Origin of the sequence: Amycolatopsis sp. NPDC049253 (assembly GCF_040678995.1) — a bacterium.
GTDB lineage: Bacteria > Actinomycetota > Actinomycetes > Mycobacteriales > Pseudonocardiaceae > Amycolatopsis.
Genome location: NZ_JBFAQX010000015.1, coordinates 43,373 through 63,237, shown reverse-complemented (window position 1 = coordinate 63,237; position 19,865 = coordinate 43,373). Strand labels below are relative to the sequence as shown.

Annotated in this window: 15 protein-coding genes and 1 pseudogene; 6 read left to right on the top strand and 10 right to left on the bottom strand. The window is 72.7% G+C overall.

The genetic code is table 11. The features are described from left to right. Positions 1-298: 298 nt before the first annotated feature. From AB0K15_RS29240 to AB0K15_RS29225, 4 genes are all read left to right on the top strand, one after another. Entirely contained in the window at positions 299-532 is a 234-nt protein-coding gene (locus tag AB0K15_RS29240) for a hypothetical protein (protein WP_364057284.1), read from the top strand. Positions 533-636: 104 nt separating this feature from the next. Further along, positions 637-828 carry a hypothetical protein gene (locus AB0K15_RS29235; protein ID WP_364057281.1) on the top strand — a complete coding sequence of 64 codons (192 nt, stop codon included), beginning with the start codon at positions 637-639 and terminating at the stop codon, positions 826-828. Positions 829-1,948: 1,120 nt separating this feature from the next. Continuing rightward, positions 1,949-4,303 (top strand): hypothetical protein, encoded by a 2,355-nt coding sequence (locus tag AB0K15_RS29230; RefSeq protein ID WP_364057278.1) that lies wholly within the window; start codon positions 1,949-1,951, stop codon positions 4,301-4,303. Positions 4,304-4,355: 52 nt separating this feature from the next. Continuing rightward, positions 4,356-5,747 (top strand): class II 3-deoxy-7-phosphoheptulonate synthase, encoded by a 1,392-nt coding sequence (locus AB0K15_RS29225; protein WP_285969235.1) that lies wholly within the window; start codon positions 4,356-4,358, stop codon positions 5,745-5,747. 4 nt (positions 5,748-5,751) lie between these two features. Here the strand turns inward: AB0K15_RS29225 and AB0K15_RS29220 are convergent, their stop codons facing one another. From AB0K15_RS29220 to pknB, 5 genes and pseudogenes are all read right to left on the bottom strand, one after another. After that, positions 5,752-7,077, bottom strand: a complete 1,326-nt coding sequence (locus AB0K15_RS29220; RefSeq protein WP_364057274.1) for a wax ester/triacylglycerol synthase family O-acyltransferase — start codon at positions 7,075-7,077, stop codon at positions 5,752-5,754. Positions 7,078-8,477: 1,400 nt separating this feature from the next. Beyond that, a pseudogene (locus AB0K15_RS29215) lies at positions 8,478-9,092 on the bottom strand (hypothetical protein); the annotation flags it as partial. Between the two features lie 3 nt (positions 9,093-9,095). Continuing rightward, positions 9,096-10,598 carry an SPFH domain-containing protein gene (locus AB0K15_RS29210; RefSeq protein ID WP_364057271.1) on the bottom strand — a complete coding sequence of 501 codons (1,503 nt, stop codon included), beginning with the start codon at positions 10,596-10,598 and terminating at the stop codon, positions 9,096-9,098. Positions 10,599-10,645: 47 nt separating this feature from the next. Then, entirely contained in the window at positions 10,646-10,855 is a 210-nt protein-coding gene (locus AB0K15_RS29205) for a hypothetical protein (RefSeq protein WP_220238050.1), read from the bottom strand. Continuing rightward, the gene (gene pknB, locus AB0K15_RS29200) at positions 10,852-12,903 is read right to left on the bottom strand and encodes a Stk1 family PASTA domain-containing Ser/Thr kinase (protein WP_364057267.1); all 2,052 of its coding nucleotides are present in this window, start codon (positions 12,901-12,903) and stop codon (positions 10,852-10,854) included. The genes AB0K15_RS29205 and pknB overlap by 4 nt, the downstream gene beginning before the upstream one ends. A 103-nt stretch (positions 12,904-13,006) precedes the next feature. On the opposite strand from pknB, the gene AB0K15_RS29195 reads away from it, so the two are divergent. Beyond that, positions 13,007-13,375, top strand: a complete 369-nt coding sequence (locus AB0K15_RS29195) for an Rv2175c family DNA-binding protein (RefSeq protein ID WP_360605980.1) — start codon at positions 13,007-13,009, stop codon at positions 13,373-13,375. Positions 13,376-13,521: 146 nt separating this feature from the next. On the opposite strand, the gene AB0K15_RS29190 is transcribed toward AB0K15_RS29195, so the two are convergent. The 5 genes from AB0K15_RS29190 to merB form a co-directional block, all read right to left on the bottom strand. Then, positions 13,522-14,310 (bottom strand): LLM class F420-dependent oxidoreductase, encoded by a 789-nt coding sequence (locus AB0K15_RS29190; protein WP_364057264.1) that lies wholly within the window; start codon positions 14,308-14,310, stop codon positions 13,522-13,524. A gap of 3 nt (positions 14,311-14,313) precedes the next feature. Beyond that, the gene (locus AB0K15_RS29185; RefSeq protein WP_364057261.1) at positions 14,314-15,237 is read right to left on the bottom strand and encodes a phytoene/squalene synthase family protein; all 924 of its coding nucleotides are present in this window, start codon (positions 15,235-15,237) and stop codon (positions 14,314-14,316) included. Continuing rightward, positions 15,234-16,712, bottom strand: a complete 1,479-nt coding sequence (crtI, locus tag AB0K15_RS29180) for a phytoene desaturase family protein (protein WP_364057258.1) — start codon at positions 16,710-16,712, stop codon at positions 15,234-15,236. The genes AB0K15_RS29185 and crtI overlap by 4 nt, the downstream gene beginning before the upstream one ends. Next, the gene (locus AB0K15_RS29175) at positions 16,709-17,800 is read right to left on the bottom strand and encodes a polyprenyl synthetase family protein (RefSeq protein WP_364057250.1); all 1,092 of its coding nucleotides are present in this window, start codon (positions 17,798-17,800) and stop codon (positions 16,709-16,711) included. The genes crtI and AB0K15_RS29175 overlap by 4 nt, the downstream gene beginning before the upstream one ends. Before the next feature lie 369 nt (positions 17,801-18,169). Next, positions 18,170-18,856, bottom strand: coding sequence for an organomercurial lyase (gene merB, locus AB0K15_RS29170; protein WP_364057247.1), 687 nt, complete (start codon positions 18,854-18,856; stop codon positions 18,170-18,172). A gap of 101 nt (positions 18,857-18,957) precedes the next feature. Here merB and AB0K15_RS29165 point away from each other — a divergent pair, with 101 nt between their 5' ends. Then, the gene (locus tag AB0K15_RS29165) at positions 18,958-19,842 is read left to right on the top strand and encodes a methylenetetrahydrofolate reductase (RefSeq protein WP_364057244.1); all 885 of its coding nucleotides are present in this window, start codon (positions 18,958-18,960) and stop codon (positions 19,840-19,842) included. Positions 19,843-19,865: the final 23 nt, after the last annotated feature.

Genomic DNA, 19,865 nt, shown 5'->3' with positions numbered 1-19,865 from the left:
ACGCAGGCCCCCAGCGCAATGGCGCGCTGGGGGCCTGTTTTTCACCGGTGTCCTCGCGCGCGAGAACTCCCCGGCACGCACGGTGGTCTCCGCTGACCGTCGAGAGTGGAACAGTCACCGGAAGCGCCAGTTTTCGCTCAACGGTGGCGTTTTTTCGCAGTCCCCGTTTCACCCGGTTTATCCAGCGGAGACTTTTTGGTGCCGCGAGCGCAGAATCGGGCGGCTCGGCCGCCCCGGCCCGATCCACAGTGGATCACCGGCGTCCTGGTCGAGTGCGGCGTCGACCAGCCTGAAGACCGTGGCCACGGGCCTGAGCAGCCCGCGGCACCTGACGATCCACGACGGCAAGGTCTACGTGGCCGAGGCCGGTCGTGGGGGCAGCGGGCCGTGTGCGGACGGGCCCGAGGGCAAGGCGTGCTTCGGCAAGACCGGTGCCGTTTCGGTGCTCGACCACGGCAAGGTGAAGCAGGTCGTGAAGAACCTGCCGTCGGCGGCCGGGACCGACGGCAGCGGTGGTGGCGCAAGAAACTGAAGCCGGGCCCGGACTTCGCCGCGTTCGAGGCAAAGAACAACCCCGATTCCGCCGCCAACGACCTGTTCTACGTCGACGGCCGCGGCAAGATCAGCGTGCCGGCCGTGTTCCCGGTCAAGATGGCGCCCGCGCCGCCCGCGCTGGGTCTGCCGCCGGGCACGAAGATCCCGGTGCAGTCCGTGCCGACGTCCGTGGTCGTGGGTCCCGACGGCGCGCTGTACGTGTCCGAGCTCAGCAGCATCGGCGTCGGTGTCGCGCGCGTCTGGCGTGTCGTGCCGGCCGGCTGCTCGTGGTGACCTTCGCCAAGGACGGCATCGCCTCCGGCCTGCTGACGCGGATCGAGAAGAACGGCAAGAAGACCGCGCTCGCGTCCGCCGGCCTGGCCCAGGCCACCGGCCTCGTGATAGACGGCAACGACGTGTACATCGCCAACCACGGCACGTCGCCCGAGCGCCGGCAACCCGTCCGGCTCGATCGAGAAGCTGACGATGCGCAACTGACCGGTTCTTTACCTGGCCCTCCCGCCGTGCGACGCTCGATCACCTCACGGCGGGAGGGCGGCAGGGGTGACGGGGGAGAAGCCCGGTTCTGTCACGAACCAGGTGCTGGGGCCGGTTCACGGCACGGTGGTGCAGGTCGGGCACGCGGACTCGGTCGTGTCTTCGCCCCCGGTTCGGTCCCGGTATCTCGAATGGGTGCGGCAGGTCGCCCCGTCGCGGCTTGTCGGGCGGGAGGCCGAACTCGCCGAGCTGGCCGCCTTCTGCACTGCTCCGGACGGCGCTTCGTACGTGTGGTGGCGCGCGGCACCGTGGGCCGGGAAGTCGGCCCTCATGGCGTCTTTCGTGCTGGCGCCCCCGGTCGGCGTGCGCGTGGTGTCCTTCTTCATCACGGCACGTTCGGGCGGCGACGACACGCGAGAGGCCTTCGTCGACGTCGTCCAGGAACAGCTCGCCGAGGTCCTGGGCGCGGCGAAGGATCCCGCGGCGAGGAACCTCAACGCGGTGTTCGCCGAAGCCGCCGCGCACTGCCGGTCTCGCGGCGAACGGCTCGTCCTCGTGGTCGACGGCCTGGACGAGGACCGGGTCTCCGGCGGCCACAGCATCGCTGCGCTGCTGCCGACGCCCGTCGACGGCCTGCGGGTGATCGTGGCGAGCCGGCTCAATCCGGACCTGCCCTCCGACGTCCGCCCCGACCACCCGCTGCGGGCATCCGGCATCGAACGGTCCCTCTCGCCTTCCCCCGCCGCCGGCGCGGCCCGCGACGACATGGAGCGCGAGCTCGACGCCCTCCTGGAGGGCACCGCGGGCGAGCAGGATCTGCTGGGCTTCCTGGTCGCTGCCCGCGGTGGCCTGACCGGCGCGGACCTCGCGGCGTTGACCCGGCGTCGGCTGCGCGAGGTCGAGCGGGCACTGTCCAGTGTGGCGAGCCGCTCGTTCACCCGGGCGCCCGGCGCACTGGCGCTCCCGCGAAGCCCCCGAGATCTACCTGCTGGGCCACGAAAACCTCCAGCGGGAGGCGATCGACGCGCTCGGCCCTTCCCCGCTGGCCGAGTACCGGCACGCGATCGACGACTGGGCCGCGGGCTACCGCACGGCCGGCTGGCCCCCCGACACCCCGCAGTTCCTGCTCCGCGGCTACTTCCGCCTGGTGCAGGAGACGGGCGACGTGGCCACGCTCGCCGACTTGGCCGTCGACCCGGCCCGCCACGACCGCCTGCTCGACGTCTCCGGTGGCGACCTGGCCGCCATGGGCGAACTGGACACCGCCCGCACGGCTTTGCTGGACTCACCCGAGCCGGACCTGCTGCGGCTGATCACGCTGGAGACCTACCGGGACACCTTCCGCGAACGCAACAAGCTGACCCCGGAGCGGCTCCCGGCCGTGTGGGCGGAGCTGGGGCAGGTCGACCACGCGGTGGCGCTGGCCCAGTCCATCACCGAGCCCTGGTTGCGCACGCAGGCGCTGGTCGAGCTGGTCGGGTCGCTCGCGTGTACCGGGGAGGCCGGCCGAGCGAAGCAGGTGGCCGAAGACGAGCACGAACCGCAGCTGCGCGACGTGCTGCTCGCGCAGATTCCGATCGCGCTGGCGCGAGCGGGCCGCCTGGACGAGGCCGCCGCCCAGGTGGATGACCGGGTGAGCACGGACCGGCGCAAGCGGATCGGCGCGGTTTTCGCCTTCTCCGGTGCCGAACCGGATTTCGCCCGGGCCCGGCGGCTGGCCGCGGAAATCTCCGACGAGGGGCTCCGCGACCGAACACTCGGCGAGCTGGGCCGCGTGCTCGCGGCCGTGGATCCGGACGCCGCGGTCGAACTGGCCGGGACGATCGCCGACGGGCCCCACCGGGGCTCGGTGCTCGCCGAAGCGGCGCGGAGCCTGTCCCGGCTCGGTCACGTGGTCCGGGCGCGCGAAGTGGCGCGGGAATGCGGCGGTGGGGCCGTGCTCTTGCAGATCGAACTGGCCGCGGCGGAGGACTTCGCCGAAGTGGCCGGCGATCTCGACGAGAAAGCTCGGCAACAGGGCTACCTGCCGGCTGTCGTGGCGGTTCTGGCCGACACCGGCCGGTGGCCTCACATCCCCGAGGTGCTGGTCTCGATGACCGACCGGTTCAGCCGGGACCAGGCCACGCTGCGGTTCATCAGGGCGCTCGTGGCCGCGGGCGAGACCGAGCGCGCCTTCGAATGGGCGGCCCGGTTCCAGTCCGACCGCCCTTCGGTGTTCGAGCTGCGCACCGATCTTGAGAGGTACGTCGTCCTCGCCGACGAACTGCTGGCCGCAGGCGAGGACGACCGCGCTCGGGTGGCTGCCGAACGGGCGGAAACGCTGGTGCGCCGACCGGCGGGGGACCAGCGTGCGGTGGAAGCGATCGGGGCGCTGACCGCGACGGTGGTGGCGGCCGGGGACGTGCGGCGGGCCGAGCTGCTCGCTCCGCTGGTGCGCTCCGACCTGCACGCGCCACGCGGGATCGAGGCGTTCGCGAAACTTCTCGCCGCCGAGGGAGATCCTCGGATCGCCGAGAAGCTGATCTGTGGCATGGAGTTCTGGCCGAGGATGCGCGACCCGCTGGCGCTGCTCGCCCGTCGGCTCCGAGCCGTCGGCGACCATGCGGCGCTGGCGCGGCTGGCGGCGCGCGTGCGGGGCTGGGTCGCCCAGCTGAGGCGAGACCCGCGGTACGGCTGGGAAGCGGCCATCGTGATGCTGTGCGCGGTGGGGGAAACCGCCGAGCTCATGGAGCTGGTCGCCGCGTACCCGGCGGGAAATTCCGGCCTGGACTTGGCGGTCACCGACGGCGTCGTGGACCTGGCGGCGCGCGGCGAGGCCGCCGTGGCGCTGCAGCTCTGCGCCCTCCTGCCCGACTTCGCGGTTCGTACCGCCCGGGAGGCCTTGGCCTCGGGCCTGGCTGAGGCTGGTTTTGTCGACCAGGCCGAGGCCGTGGTCGACAGCGTCGCCGAAGACCACCACCGTGAGCGGCTGCTGAAGGCGTTCCTGCCGAAGCTCGCCGGACACGACCTGGCCCGCGCGCTCGACCGGGCCCGGCGCGTCGAGTTCACGGAAGACCGCGCGCAGCTCCTGGTCGGGATTTCGGCCGCCGCGCCGCCGGACGAGCGACGCCGGATCCTGGCCGAAGCGGTCAGCCTCCACCACTGGTCCGTGGTCGTCCCCGCGCTCGACGCGGACGAGCTCGCCGGGCTGCTCGGCGTCGTCGACCGGTTCGGTGCGCTCTATCACCATGACGACCACCAAGACGACCATCAGGACGACCCGGACGTGTGACCCGCACCGCCCTCCCGGAGCCGCGTGGGCGGCGAACCTTATCCTGGGTGCCGTGAACTGGACAGTGGACGTTCCCGTCGACACGCTTCCCGAGCTCCCGCCGCTCCCGCCTCAGCTGCGCGAACGCCTCGACGCGGCGCTGGCCCTGCCCGCCGCCCAGCAGCCCGAGTGGCCGGACGTCGAGCTGGCCAAGCGCGTCCGGGGCGTGCTGGAGAGCGTGCCGCCGATCACCGTGCCCGCCGAGATCGACCGGCTGCAGAGCCGGCTCGCGATGGTCGCGCGCGGCGAGGCCTTCCTGCTGCAGGGCGGCGACTGCGCCGAGACGTTCGAGTCCAACACCGAGCCCCACATCCGCGCCAACCTGCGCACGCTGCTGCAGATGGCCGTGGTGCTCACCTACGGCGCGAGCCTGCCCGTGGTGAAGATGGGCCGTATCGCCGGCCAGTACGCCAAGCCCCGCTCGGCGGCCACCGACGCGCTGGGCCTGCCCGTGTACCGCGGCGACATCATCAACTCGCTGGTGCCCAAGCCCGAGCTGCGTGTGCCCGACCCGGGCCGCATGATCCGCGCGTACGCCAACGCGGGTGCCGCCATGAACCTGGTCCGCGCCCTCACCGGCGCCGGCATGGCCGACCTGCACCAGGTGCACGACTGGAACAAGGACTTCGTGTCGGCGTCGCCGGCGGCGCAGCGCTTCGAGGCGCTGGCCAACGAGATCGACCGCGGCCTGCGGTTCATGAACGCCTGCGGCGTCACCGACACGTCGCTGCAGTCCACGGAGATCTTCGCCAGCCACGAGGCGCTGCTGCTCGACTACGAGCGCGCCCTGCTGCGCCTGGACAACGCCGACGCGGCCAACCCCAAGCTGTACAACCTGTCCTCGCACTTCCTGTGGATCGGCGAGCGCACCCGTCAGCTCGACGGCGCGCACATCGCGTTCGCGGAGCTGCTGTCGAACCCGATCGGCCTCAAGATCGGCCCGACGACCACGCCCGAGCAGGCACTGGAGTACGTCGAGCGCCTCGACCCGCGCCACGAGGAAGGCCGGTTGACGCTCATCTCGCGCATGGGCAACGGCAAGGTCCGCGAGGTGCTGCCCGCGATCGTCGAGAAGGTCGAGGCCTCGGGCCACAAGGTCATCTGGCAGTGCGACCCGATGCACGGCAACACGCACGAGTCGTCGACCGGTTACAAGACCCGCCACTTCGACCGCATCGTCGACGAGGTGCAGGGCTTCTTCGAGGTGCACCACAAGCTCGGCACCTACCCGGGCGGCATCCACGTGGAGCTCACGGGCGAAGACGTCACCGAATGCCTCGGCGGCGCCCAGGAAATCTCCGACGTCGACCTCTCCGGCCGCTACGAAACCGCCTGCGACCCGCGCCTGAACACGCAGCAGTCGCTCGAGCTGGCGTTCCTCGTGGCGGAGATGCTGCGGGGCTGAGGCCCTACACGGTGTTCAGCAGCGCCGCAGTGGATTTGAGGACCGCGTCGCGCAGGCCGCCGAGGTCGGGGACGGCCTCGGCGTTCGCCTGGAGTCCGATGTGGACGCCGTCGCGGTAGGTGGCGACGGCGATTCCCACGGCGTGGCGCGGGGCCAGCGGCACCAACGGGTACACCTGCGCCAGCGGGGCGCCCGCCAGCGTGAGGCGCGCGGCCGGCAGCGGCACGGTGGTCACGACCAGGTCGAACAACAGCGGGGCGGCCAGCCCGGCCGTTTTCGTGCCGAGGCGGTGCAGCACCGTGGGCACGCGGTCGGCCAGCAGCGGGAACGCGCCGGCGCCGCGGGCCGGGCCGGCGGCCTTGTTGCGCGTCATCACGCGGCGGACCACGTGCAGGCGCTCCACCGGGTCGTCCTCGCCGACCGGCAGGTCGCACAGGTAGCCGGACAGCTTGTTGCCGCCGACCTGGCTGTGTGAACGGCCGCGCACGCTCACCGGGATCAGGGCCCGCAGCGTGCGGCCGTCGGCGCGTTTGCCGCGGTTGACCAGCCATTCGCGCAGCGCGCCGGCCAGCACGGCGAGCACGACGTCGTTGCCGGTGCCGCCGTGGGCGCGGCGGATGCGGCGGATGTCGGCCGTGGGCAGCCGCACGAACCCCAGGCGCCGCTCGGCCGACGCGGGCGCCGACACCGGCGACAGCGGTGGCCGCGCCGCGCGGACGAGTGACGTCGCGATCCCGGCCGTCTCGCCGGCGTGCGCGAGGCTGACCTTCACGCTGTTTTTCACGCTGTGCAGCGCCGAGCGCGGCCGCGGGATCGGCGCCGGCCCGGACGCGCGGGCGAGGGTGCGGTCCGCGACGGCCAGGCCGTCGAGCAGGCCGACGGTCACCGCGTACGCGCCTTCGCCGTCGGTGAGGGCGTGGTGCAGCTTGAGCAGCACGGCGAAACCACCCTGGGGCAGCCCGGTCACCACGGTCACGTCCCACAACGGACGGCTCGTGTCGAGCGGCTCGGCGATCCACCGCGCGGCGAAGTCCGTGAGCGGGTCGGGGTCGTACAGCGTGCTCAGCTCGTGGTGATGAATGTGTTGCGCCGCAACGAAATCCGGGTCATCCGACCAAGTCGCGGAACCGGGCGGAAACAGCTCGGCCCGGGTTTTTCGGCGCAGCTGCGGCATTTTCTCCGCGCGCGACGCGAGCAGCGCGGCGAGCTCCGCGCCATCGGCTCGCCCGCGAGAGGTGAACACCAGTACCGCACCCATGTGCATCGGCGCGGTTTCGCTTTCCAGGCACAGGAACGCGACGTCGAGCGGGCTGAGCGGGGTGCGAACCATCGCGACCGTCCTCTTGCGGCGGGGGCAGGGGTGGGATGCGCCCCACGACACCACCTTGACATGACGGGAGGGTGGTCACCGTGTTTCGCGGGCGCTAACGACCCGCGGTTTCACTCACCCGGGTCACGCGCACCCCGCCACCGCGCCCACGCACCCCGAGTCGCCCTCTCCCCCTTCGCCGACCTCGACGGCTGCGGCAACGCCGGCAGCTGCGCCCCGGCGATCCCTTCCGCCGCCGGCCGGGACGGCTGGGGCAGCGGCACGGGGGTGTGGGTGGCGGCGCCGTGCTGGGCCGGCGGCGGTGTTTCGCCGGCGGACTGCGGCGGCGTCGGCTGGGCTGGCTGGGGGAGCGGGTCTGCTGCGGAGGGTGTGGGCAGCGCGATCGTCGGGCTGTCGCCGGTGTCGGTGTTGCGCCGGGTCTGCGGCGATGCTGCGCCGGCGGACTGCGGCGGCGTCGGCTGGGCTGGCTCGGGGAGCGGTGCGGGGGTGTCGGTGTCGGCGTTGTGCTGGGGTCGTGGCGATGCTTCGCGGGCCGACTGGGGCGTCGCGGGCCGGGCGGGCTGCGGGAGTGGGTCTGCTGCGGAGGGTGTGGGCAGCGCGATCGTCGGGCTGTCGCCGGTGGTGGCGTTGCGGTGGGGGAGCGGCAGTGGCTCGGCGGGCGAGCCCAGAGGCGACGGCTGCGCGGGGTGCGGCAGTGGCTCGGCCGGGCCGGTCGAGGGACGTGCGGTGGGCGGGCCACCTGCGCGGGTGGGGGTGCGCCGGGGGAGTGGGGAAGCCGTGCCGGGCGGGCGCGGGACAGGGCGGTCGGGGCCGAGGGCGACGTTGCGGCGGGGGAGTAGCGAGCCTTCGCCGGCGAGGCGCGGGAGCAGCACCGAGGGAGACCGCTGCGGCAGGGGTTCACCGGGTGCGGTCACCGGCTGAGGGGTGCTCTCGACGCCGCGGTTCTCCGTGGCGTCGGCCGCGCCGGAGCCGGGGAGAGGCGCAGCGCCGGCAGGGCCGGGGCCGGGTGCAGCGCTGGAGGCGTTGGGGCCCGAGGCAGGCGCAGCGTCGCCAGAGCCAGAGCCAGAGCCAGAGCCGGAGCCGGAGCCGGAGCCGGAGCCGGAGCCGGAGCCGGAGCCGGAGCCGGAGCCAGAGCCAGCGCCGGAGCCAGAGCCAGGCGGAGGCGCAGCACCACCGGGGTTGCCGCGCGGTTCCGCCGCACCGGCTTCCGCGGCTCCGAACGCGACGCGGTAGGGAAAAGGATCGCCGGATGCGCTGTCGGCCGCGCCGCGGTGGGGGAGCGGTTCGGGCGGGGCGTCGGTCGCGTTGCGGCGGGGGAGTGGGCCGGAGGCTTCCGGGGCTCGCTCCGGACGCGAGCCGACGGAGGCCGAAGCCGCGCCGGAGCCCGTGGCCCCCGCGTGTCGCAGCCCCACGCCGTTACCCGGCCGCTTAGGCAGCCCGGGCCACAGCTCCCCGGCCTCCACCGCCGCCGCCCGGATGGCCGCGCCGTCGAGCTCGGTGTGCGTTTCCTTGATGTCCCGGTCGAGCCACTGCACCACGAGCGTGAACGGGCCGTCCCCCGGCAGCGGCCACACGAAGATCTGGTGGTCCAGGTGGAACTGCGTCCCGCCTCCACCGACAGCGCGCAGCACGGGCGAGTCGGGCTCCGAAGCGGACGGCACCGAGATCGACTCCGAGCTGGCCCGGCGCCCGTCCGGGTACAGCACGCCGACGAGCAGCGCGTTGTAGTCCGGAATCCGCCGGTGGTCGATGAGAGAGCCGCTGCGGCCCTCCTGCAGGCTGTCGCGCGAGTACACCGCGAGCCGCAGCGTCAGGGCCTCCGGCCAGACCTCGATGCCGCGCAGGGCGACGATCGTGCGTTCCGAACGGCCGAGCGGCCGGGCCCACGGCAGCAGCGCCGGGACGATGTGGTCGTTCGGCGGGCCCATCCACGGACGGCCCTCGTAGCCGAACAGCTCCAGCTCCCGCACGGGGAACAGGGGGCGTTCACGAGGACCGTCCGTGAAGAAGCTCATGGGCTACTCGCGCGGGGACAGGTCGCCGTTCGACAGCGCCTGCTCCGAGCCAGGGGCCGCCGACGGCTTCGAGGGGCTGCCCATGGCGTCCATCAGCTGGCGGGCCAGGCCGAGGCCCGTTCCGCCGAGCGACAACGCCTTGGTGAACATGTCCGACATCCCGTCCGCGCCGTTCAGGACCACCATGTGGTCGACGTTACCGAACGCCTGCGCGCCGGCCTCGACGATTTCCGGCCAACGTTCGGCCAGCTGCTGTGCTACCACAGCTTCCTGGTTCTCCGCCAGTGCCGCCGCTCGGGCCTTGATCGACTCCGCCTCGGCCAAACCCTTCGCCCGGGCCGATTCGGCCTCCGCCAGACCCCGGGCCTTCGCGGCCTCAGCCTCCGCCAGACCACGAGCCTGCGCGGCCGCCGCCTCGGCCTCACCGGTGGCGCGCGTGGCCCCGGCCGACGCCTCGGCCCGGGCCTTCGTGGCCTGCGCCTCCGCCTCGGCGGCCGTCTTCACGCGCGTCGCGTCGGCCGCGGCGCGCAGCTCGGTCTCCTTGGCCTCGGCCTGCGCGCGGGCGATCTGGGCATCGCGGTCGGCGTCGGCCGTCGTGCGGGTCTCGTACGCCTTCGCGTCGGCCGGCTTGCGGACCTGCGACTGCAGCCGCTGCTCGGCGAGCGCGGCCTCCAGCTCGGCCGCCCGCGTCTCCTGGACCACGACCTCCTGCCGCGCCGTCGCCTCGGCCAGCGGGCCCGACTGGCTGGCCTTCGCCTTCGCCTGGTCGACCTCGGCCTGGTAACCGGCCTGCTTGATCTGGCTCTCCCGCATCGCGCCCGCCTTCTGCGCGGCGGCCACCTGCTCCGCCTGCGTGGCCTCCTGGTCACGCTGCGCTTCGGCGATGCGCGCGGCCGACGCGATGGCCGCGGCGTGCGGCTTGCCCAGGTTGAGGATGTAGCCCGATTCGTCGTCGATCTCCTGGATCTGCAGCGAGTCGACGATCAGGCCCAGCTTGATCATCTCCGTCGCCGACGACTGGCGGACCTCGCCGGTCAGCGCGTCGCGGTTGTGGATCATCTCCTCGATGGTCAGCCCGCCCACGATCGAGCGCAGGTGGCCCGAGAACAGCTCGTGGATGGTGTCGTTCATGCCCTTCTGCTGGTCGAGGAAGCGGCGAGCGGCGTTGGCGATGGAGGCGTAGTCGTCGCCCACCTTGTAGATCACCACCGCGCGCACGGTCACGGGCAGGCCCTGCTTGGTCACGCAGGACACCTGCAGGTTGACGCCGCGAGTGTCCAGCGAAAGCCGTCGCGCGGTCTGGAAGCCGGGGATCACGTTGACACCCCGGCCGGTCACGATCTTGAACCCGAGGCTGTCGGCGGTCTCGGTGCGCTCCACCCGGATCCCCCACCCGGAGATGATGAGCGCTTCGTTCGGCTCCGCGACCTTGTACAGGATTCGCAGCAGCCCGAACAGCACGATCACGGCTACCACCGCGATCACGACGATGAGCCAGATTTCCATAACCCCTCGCAGCCCGATTTTCGGTTGTTGGTAGCTCTTCGACGCCGCTAAGGCTTCAGCGGTTGCCACCGTTCAACGTAAACCGTCCGCGGGGGTTCGAAATCCACCACAAGGACCTGAGTGCCGGTCGGGAAGCTGACTTCCGGGTCGGCCGCGTAGGCGTAGAAGGCCTCGGTGCCGCCGCGGACGCTGAGCAGCACCTCACCGATCAGGCCGGGGCCGACGGCGCCCGTGACGCGGCCTCGGTTGCCGATCATCCGCCGAAGCCCCGGATTTTCACCTTCGTGCCCTTCGGCACCAGCGAACCGGGCTGCGGGTCCTGCTGGAAGACGAAGTTGAAGCCGCCGCCACCGCGGCCCTTGCCGCCGCCGCCCTGCTTGTCGACGTCGAGCCCGGCCTGCTTGAGGATCTGCTCGGCCTCGTCGAACTGCTTGAACCGCACGTCGGGCACCTGCACGGCGTTGGAGACGAAGACCCTCACCTGCTTGCTGCCCGGCGAGTTCGCCGGCGGGTCCGTGCGGGTGACGCCGCCGGCCGGGATCGTCTGCGAGAACTCCTCGCCGCCGTCCACCGGCTGGAAGCCCGCCTGCTGCAGCAGCTGGAACGCCTCGTCCTTCGGCCGGCCCGTGACGTCGGGCACCGGCGGGAGCGGTTCCGGGCCTTTCGACAGGACCACGGTGACCTGGCCGCCGATGTCCACCGGCGTACCGGCCGCGGGGCTCACGCTCACGACGGTGCCCTGGGGTGCGGTGTCGCTGAACGCCGGTGTGCCCTGCACGACGGTGAGCTGCTGGCCCTGGATGGCCTTCGTCGCGTCGGCCAGCGAAGCGCCGACCTGGATGTTCGGCACCACCGGCTTGCCCTTGGACACGACGACGGAGACGTTCGCGTCCTTCTCCAGCTGCGTGCCCTCGGCCGGGGTCACCTTGATCACGGTGTTGGCCGGCACGGTGTTGCTGAACTCCTGGCTGTACTGCGGCGTCAGGTTCGCCGCGCGCAGTTTGTCGCCGGCCTCGGCCTGCGTCAGGCCCACGAGCTTCGGCACGGCCGACGTGGTGGGCGCCGACTCGCTGAGGATGAACGCGAACGCGCCGATCAGCCCGCCCAGCACCAGCACGCCCACCGCGATCAGGGCGAACATCTTCCGTCGGTCCCGCGGTTTCGGCTCGTCGGCCGGCGGACGCGGGCGCCGCGGTGGTGGCGGGGTGGGCGGGATCGCCGCGACCTGCTGCGTCGGCATCGGCTGGCCCGCGGGCGGCGACGGCGGCGGCCCGACCGGGACGGCCCGGGTCAGCGCCCGCGTGCCCTGCGGACCGGAGACCGGCATCGTCTGCTCGGTCACCGGGATGCGCGGCATGGTGCGCTCGGTGTCGGACATGCGGTCGCCGTCCGGCGGCGGGGGCACGGGCACTGGCACGACGGGCAGGCCCAGCTCCGCGCGCACGGCCTGCAGCTCGGCCAGGAACACGCCGGCGTCGGCCGGGCGCAGCTCCGGGTCGCGGCGGGTGGCGCGCAGGATGAGGTCGTCGAGCGCGGGCGGCAGGTCCGGCCGCAGCTCGCTGGGGCGCGGCACGTCGTCGTTCACGTGCCGGTAGGCGACCGACAGGGCCGTGTCGCCGGTGTAGGGCGTCTGGCCGGTGAGCATCTCGTACAGCAGGATCCCGGCGGAGTACACATCGCCGCGGGCCCCCGTGACGCCCGTGGTGACCTGCTCGGGCGACAGGTAGGCGACGGTGCCGAGGATGACGCTCGAGCTCGTGGTGCCCGCGCTGGCGACCGCGCGCACCAGGCCGAAGTCGCCGACCTTCACCACGCCGCCCGACAGGGCGCCGCTGCTGCGGCCGATGAGCACGTTCTCGGGCTTCACGTCGCGGTGCACCAGCCCGGCGGCGTGCGCGGCGGCCAGGGCCGACAGCACGGGCTCGGCGATGCTCAGCGCGAGGGCGACGTCGAGCTTGCCCTGCTCGGAGAGCAGGTCGCGCAGCGTGCCGCCGTCCACGAGCTCCATCACGAGGAACGCGAGCCCCGCGTCCTCGCCGGGCGGGACGTCGAAGCCCTGGTCGTGCACGGCCACCACGTTCGGGTGGTGCAGCTGGGCGGCCGAACGCGCTTCGCGCACGAAACGGTCCACGAACGAGCGGTCGTCGGCGAAGCGGGGATCCATGATCTTGATCGCGACCGCGCGGTCCAGCCGGGTGTCCATCCCCCGGTAGACCGACGACATCCCGCCCCGGGCGAGCAGCCTGTCCACGCGGTAGCGGCGTTCGAGCAGCGTGCCGACGAGGCTGGGGTGCGTGCGTGTCACGGCTGGTTATCGTACGGAACCACGCCCACGCGGGTGAGGTGAGGCGGCGGGTCACCCGTGCGTACCAGTCGGGAAACCGGTCGAATGTGGCACAGTGTCACGTGTGAGTGGGATTCCTGTCGCCGATGACGTCCTCGACTCCGCTGTCACCGTCCTTCCCCTGAACCAGGTGGCGGCCGTGCTCGGGATCTCGTCCAACAAGGTGCGCCAGATGCTGCGCGACGGTCATCTGATCGCCGTGCGCCGCAAAGGCGAGCTGTGCGTGCCCAGCGACTTCTTCGTCAAAGACGGAGTGGTCAAGGGCCTGGCGGGCACCATCACGGTGCTCGCGGACTCGGGGTTCAGCCGCACCGAGATGCTGCGCTGGCTCTTCGCGGAGGACGACACGCTGCCGGGCGTGACCCCCGTCAACGCGCTGCGGACGAGCCACGGCACCGAGGTGAAGCGGCGCGCCCAGGCCATGGCTTTCTAGGCTTTCGCCCGATTCGCTCCGCGCCGGTCCGGCCACGTGGGGTCGTCGATCACGGCCTGCCGCCGTGTCCCCTGTCCGAAAGCTCTGTCCGAACCGCCCGAAGGCCTCCCCGCTCACGCGAGGAGGCCTTCGGCGAACTTCGTGCGTCAGCCGTTCTGCTTGTCGCGCCAGGCCACCCAGTTCTTGAGGGCCGTGAGGTCGTAGTCGGGACCGCCGACGCCCACGGTGAAGGTGCTCACGCCCAGCTCGACGAGCTTCGGGCCGAGCTCGTCCGGGTCGCCCTGCACGCCACACGAGCGCTCGATCTCGCTCGGGTCGCGGCCGAGGTCGGCGCAGTGCTGGTCGAGGATCTTCACCTTGCGCTCGACGACCTCCGGGTCGCCGAAGCCGTGCCAGATGTCGGCGTGCTTGGCCACGAGCTTGAGGGTCTTCTTCTCGCCGCCACCGCCGATGAGCACGGGGATCTTGCGCGTCGGCGCCGGGTTCAGCTTGCCAAGGCGGGATTCGATGCGTGGCAGCGACTCGGCGAGGTTGTCGAGGCGCCCGCCGGCGGTGCCGAACTCGTAGCCGTACTCGTCGTAGTCCTTCTCGAACCAGCCCGAGCCGATGCCGAGGATGAGCCGGCCGCCCGAGATGTGGTCGACGGTGCGGGCCATGTCCGCGAGCAGTTCCGGGTTGCGGTAGCTGTTGCACGTCACCAGCGCGCCGATCTCGACCCGGGACGTCGACTCCGCCCAGGCGCCGAGCATGGTCCAGCACTCGAAGTGCAGGCCGTCGGGATCGCCGTAGAGCGGGTAGAAGTGGTCCCAGTTGAAGATGATGTCGGCGCCGATGTCCTCGGCCGCCGAGGCGGTGCGGCGGATGGTGTCGTAGTCGGCGTGCTGGGGCTGGAGCTGGAGCCCGACCCGCAGCCGCCGGTTCGAAGCGGAAGTCATGCCTCAGAGCCTACGCACGTGGCCGCGGGCCCACACACTCAGCAGCTGCGGCAGAGCCACGGCCAGGCGGCGGCCCTTGCCGACGACCGCGCGCCGGTTGAGCACGTCGTAGTCCAGCGCCTCGATCTCGTCGAGGATGCCTTCGTACAGCGTGATCGCCGTGCGCACACAGGGCCGGGATTCGGGACGCAGCAAGGGAATTCCCGCTTCGGCCCGCCGGTACACCGCGCGGGCGCGCGACACCGCGACGGCGAGCGCGCGCCGCACGCGCGGGTCCGGCAGCCCGCGCCGGCGTGCCTCCACCAACAGCTCACGGTTCACACCGAAGGCTGAAAGTTCTTCACCGGGCAGGTAAAGCCGGCCGCGGTCGAGGTCCTCGCCGATGTCACGGAGGAAGTTCGTCAGCTGGAACGCTTCCCCGAGCGCCGCGGCGCTGGGTTCGGCTTCCGCCAAGGGAACGACGGTGCCGAACACCGGCAGCATCTGCAGCCCGATCACGCACGCCGAACCGTGGACGTACTCCGCCAGATCCGCGTACGTGGCGTACTCGGTGACGGTGAGGTCCATCCGCATCGAGTGCAGGAACGCGTCCACGAGCTCGCGCCGGATGCCGTAGCGGCGCACGGTGTCGGCGAGCGCGGCCAGCACGGGATCGGCGGGCGCGCCGCCTTCGTAGACCTCGTCGACCATTCCGGCCACGTTGTCCAGCGCGGCCTTGGGATCGGTGCCGGGTTCGGGGTTGTCCACGAGCTCGTCGGCCATGCGCGCGAAGCCGTACAGCGCGTGCGCGGCCGGCCGGGCCCGTGCCGGCAGGAGCCGGGTGGCGAGGAAGAACGTGCGGCCGTGGTGGGCGTTGATGCGGCGGCATTCGGTGTACGCGGCACGCAGGGCGGGGTCCGAGATGCCGGCGGCGTCCAGTTCTGTCACCGGCCGGTGATCCTTTCCGCGGCGAGACGTCCGGAGATGAGCACCGGCGGGATGCCGACGCCGGGGGTCGTGCCGCACCCTGCGAGCACCACGTTGCCCGCGGCCCGCACGAGGTTGGCGGGCCGGAACGGGCCGGTCTGGGTGAACGTGTGGGCCAGCGAGAACGGCGTGCCCGCGGACAGCCCGCGCGCGGCCCAGTCGGCGGGCGTCACGACCTCGTCGACGGTGAACTCGTCGGCGAACCCCGTGAGCCCGCGGGATTCCAGTGTGCGCAGCAGTTCCGCGCGGTAGGCGGGGCCGACGCGCGGCCAGTCGACGCGGCCGCGGCGCAGGTTCGGCGCGGGCGCGAGCACCGACACGATCTCGCCGCCGTCGCCCGCCAGCCCCGGTTCCGTCGCGGTCGGGCGCGTGACGAGCAGCGACGGATCGCTCATCAGCCTGCCTTCGCGCACGATCTCGGCGAACGTCCGGTCCCAGGCGTGGCCGAAGAAGATCGTGTGGTGCCCAAGCTGCGGCCACGACCGCTTCGCGCGCCCATGCAGGACCACGGCCGAAGGCGAGTAGCGCAACGGAAGCACGCGGCCGGGCCGGGCGCCCAGCAGCCGGTACGCGGTGCCGAGCTCGGTGGCGAGCACCACCGCGTCGCACTCGAGCCGCTCGCCCGAGCGGGTGCGCACGGCCCGCACCCGCGACGACACCCGCTCCAGCCACGCGGCCTCGGTGCCGAAACGCAGGTCGGCGCCGGCTTTCGCGGCGGCCGCGGCCATCGCGCGTGCGACCGCGCCCATGCCGCCGCGCGGGTAGTAGACGCCGCCGACGGTGTCCATGTACGCGATCACGCCGTACGCGCCGAGCGCCCGCGCCGGGTCCAGCCCCGCGTACAACGCCTGGAAGGAGAACAGCCGCCGCACGCGTTCGTCGCGCAGGAACCGCGCGACTTTCGGGCCGAGCCGGCCGAACCCGCCCAGCGCGGCGAGCTTCACCAGCTCCGGGCGCACCAGGTCGAGCGGCGAATCGAAGTTGGCGCCGATGAAGTGGTCCTTCTGCGCCGCGTACAGCTCGGTCAGCCAGCGCCGCAGCGCGCGGTAACCGGCGGCCTCGGCGGGACCGGCGAACGCGCGGATCTCGGCCTCCATCGCGTCGCCGTCGGTGCGCAGCGCGAGCGTGCTGCCGTCGGCGAAGCGGGCCTGGTAGGCGGGGTCGAGCCGGGTGAGCGGCAGCATGTCCGCCAGCGATTCGCCGACGGCGTGCAGGGCCTCGTCCACCAGCTCCGGCATGGTCAGCACGCTGGCGCCGGTGTCCACGGCGTTGGCGCCGAAGTCCTGCTGCCCGGCGCGCCCGCCCGGCACCTTGTCCTGTTCCAGCAGCGTCACGCGGCGGCCCGCGCCGAGCAGGTGCAGCGTCGCCGACAGGCCGGCCAGTCCCGCCCCGACCACCACCACGTGGTCGGTGGGCCCGGAGACGGTCTTGGTCACGAGGTCCGCCGCGTCGCCTTGCCGACGAGGTCGGCCAGCGCGGCCGGAGCCGGCTCGGCCAGGTGGGCGCGCTCGAGGGCGGCCATCGCCGAGGCGGTGAGGTCGTCGATGCGGTGCTCCACGGCGTCGACGGCACCGACGCCGGTCAGGGCTTCGCGCACGGCGTCCACGGCCGTGTCGGACAGATCGGCCTTGCCGATGGCGTCGGCGATCACCTTGGCGGCGGTGCGGTCGCCGCGTTCGTCGGCCAGCTGCAGGCCCAGGGCCACGAGCAGGGTGCGCTTGCCCTCGCGCAGGTCGTCGCCCGCGGGCTTGCCGGTCACCGACGGGTCGCCGAACACGCCGAGCAGGTCGTCGCGCAGCTGGAACGCCACGCCGACGTCGCCGCCGAACTCGAGCAGTGTGTCCACGAGCCGGTCGTCGGCCCCGGCGAGCGCGGCGCCCAGGTGCAGCGGGCGCTGCACGGTGTACGCGGCGGTCTTCAGCCGGTCGATGCGCAGCGCGGCCTCGGGCGACGCGTCGCCGACGGCCTGGGTGCGGACGTCGAGGTACTGCCCGGCGAGCACCTCCGTGCGCATGGCGCGCCAGGCCGGGCGGGCCTTCGCCAGCGTCTGGGCGGGCAGCGGGGCCTCGGCGAACATGTCGTCGGCCCACGCGAGCGCGAGGTCGCCGACGAGCACCGCCGTGGCCAGCCCGAAGGTCGCGGGCGAACCCAGCCAGCCGTGGTCGGCGTGCACCTTGGCCGACGCGACGTGCACGGTCGGGTTGCCGCGGCGCGAGTCGGAGGAGTCGATGAGGTCGTCGTGGATCAGCGCGCACGCCTGGATCAGCTCGAGGCTCGCCACGACCTGCAGCGCACCCTCGGCGGCTTCCCCGGAGGCCGCCCCGCCGGCTCCGCGCCAGCCCCACCACGCGAACGTCGGCCGGATGCGCTTGCCGCCGCACAGCACGAAGCCCGACAGCACATCGATGCCCGCCGCGACAGTCGGCTCCGTGCGCACGATCTCGTCGCCCGCGCGGCAGAGGAACGCGGTCAGCGCACGCTCGACGTGGGCAGGCAGATCGTCGTCGAAACCGGGCGCGTCCATACCGCCATCATCCGGGGCGCGGGCCCGGCCGGTCGCGCCGGGTGCCCCCGATGTGGCGCACGAGACGTCTGCTGCCGGGTGTGCCCGGCCGGTCGTGGGTTCGCGCCGCGGCCGGTGCTCGCAGCCGAGCCCCGGTCGTCTCCCGGGCCGGTGCCGGCTCAGCGGACGCGAACCGCCGCGCGGACTTCGGCCAGCCTGGCAGAGCCCGCCACCGCTCGGCAGGTGGTTGCCCTGGCCGGCCTGGCGGGCTGCTTGCCGGCTCAGCCGGCCTGGCCCACGACCGGATGGGCCGAGCCCAGGCCGTCTTCCGGGCGGGCCTGGGTCATCGGATGCGAACCGCCGCGCGGGCTTCGGCCTGCCCGACCGGCCTCAGGACCGCCCGGTCCAGAACTCGCCGGGCAGCCCGGCGGCGGTGAAGTACGCGGCGGCTTCGGCCGGTTCCCGGCGCCGGTAGCCGTGCTCCAGCCGCCCGGCGTACCAGCCCTCGGCCAGGCGCCACAGGGCCGGGAGGTCGAGCACGGTGCCCTTCGCCATCCCCGTGCGCTCGGTCCATTCGTCCACACAGGACTCGCCGCAGAACAGGCGCTGCACGGAACACGTGTGGCGCACGTCGTCCCACATCCGGGCCGTCGGCACGGGGAAATGGGCGACCTGCGGTCCTTCCGGCGGTGCTTCCCGGCTCACGACCAGGGCCGTGGGCTCGGTGCAGCACGGGCAGCGCGTCGCGACGAGCACTTCGGGCTCGGCGGGCACCAGGTGCGGGATCGCGAACGAGTCCCACGCGCAGCCGCCCCACCACAGCGTGCGCTCGCCCATCACGGAGAACCCCAACGGGATCGCCGCGAACGGGTGGGCCAGCACCACGTGCTCGCACTCGTCGAGGACCAGGTGCCGAGCGTCGGCGAGGCGGTGCAGCGCCTGTTTGGCCACCGCCAGCGAGCCGTGCGCCGCGTCGGCCAGCTCCGGCGCCGTCGGCGCGCGTCCGTGGGTGGCGAAGGCCCGGTACACGGCCACTCGCACGTCTTCGTCCCAGGCGGTGTCGTCTTCGCGGCTCATGGGTGGCTCCTCGCCGGAGGGTGCGAGTCCGACGGTACCCGTGGCCAAGGCCACGCGCCGGGGCTCCCAGCGCCCGGTTTCGCCCACTAACATGTTCCTTCATGACGTCCGTGATCGAGCGGTTGCAGGGGGACGGGCCCCGGTTCTCCGTCGAGTTCTTCCCGCCCCGCGACGAGGCCGACGAGGCCGTGCTCTGGCGCTCCATCCGGGAGCTCGAGCCGTTCGACCCGGCGTACATGTCGATCACCTACGGCGCGGGCGGTTCGAGCCGCGACGGCACGATCCGCAGCATCGCCCGTGTCGCCACCGAGACCACGCTCTGCCCGATGGCGCACCTGACCGCGGTCGACCACTCGGTGTCGGAGCTGCGCAACGTGATCGGCTGGTACGCGGCCGTCGGCGTGCGCAACATCCTCGCGCTGCGCGGCGACCCGGCCGGCGAGGTCTACGGCGACTGGGTGCCGCACCCCGAAGGCCTGACGTACGCCGAGGAGCTGGTGGAGCTCATCCGCTCGCTGGGCGACTTCTGCGTCGGGGTGTCGGCGTTCCCCTACGGCCACCCGCGTTCGCCGGACCTGGAGTCGGACACCAAGTACCTCGTGCGGAAGTTCCGCGCCGGGGCCGATTTCGCCATCGCGCAGCTGTTCTTCGAGGCCGAGGACTTCCTGCGGCTGCGCGACCGCGTGGCCGCCGCGGGCTGCGACGCGCTGGTGCTGCCCGGCATCATGCCGCTGACCACGCTGCGCACCCTGCACACCACGATCAAGCTGTCCGGCGCGCCCGCGTCGCAGCGGCTGCTCGACCGGCTGGAACCACTTTCGGACGACCCGAAGGCGTTCCGCGCGGCCGGGATCGACGCTGTCACCGAATTGGGTGAGAAACTGCTCGCCGAAGGCGTGCCGGATCTGCACTTCTACACGTTCAACCGGTCCAAGGCCACGCGCGAGGTGGTGACGCGCCTCGGGCTCGTGCCGGCGCGCGCGTAAGTCCGTACCCCCGGCGGGGCCCA

Bases quoted from the DNA above. Each gene is read 5' to 3' on its own strand.
- AB0K15_RS29220 (WP_364057274.1), bottom strand. From the start codon at position 7,077: ATGGTTCGCACCCCGCTCAGCCCGCTCGACGTCGCGTTCCTGTGCCTG.
- AB0K15_RS29210 (WP_364057271.1), bottom strand. From the start codon at position 10,598: ATGGAAATCTGGCTCATCGTCGTGATCGCGGTGGTAGCCGTGATCGTG.
- AB0K15_RS29205 (WP_220238050.1), bottom strand. From the start codon at position 10,855: ATGATCGGCAACCGAGGCCGCGTCACGGGCGCCGTCGGCCCCGGCCTG.
- AB0K15_RS29190 (WP_364057264.1), bottom strand. From the start codon at position 14,310: ATGACTTCCGCTTCGAACCGGCGGCTGCGGGTCGGGCTCCAGCTCCAG.
- AB0K15_RS29175 (WP_364057250.1), bottom strand. From the start codon at position 17,800: ATGGACGCGCCCGGTTTCGACGACGATCTGCCTGCCCACGTCGAGCGT.
- merB (WP_364057247.1), bottom strand. From the start codon at position 18,856: ATGAGCCGCGAAGACGACACCGCCTGGGACGAAGACGTGCGAGTGGCC.
- AB0K15_RS29165 (WP_364057244.1), top strand. From the start codon at position 18,958: ATGACGTCCGTGATCGAGCGGTTGCAGGGGGACGGGCCCCGGTTCTCC.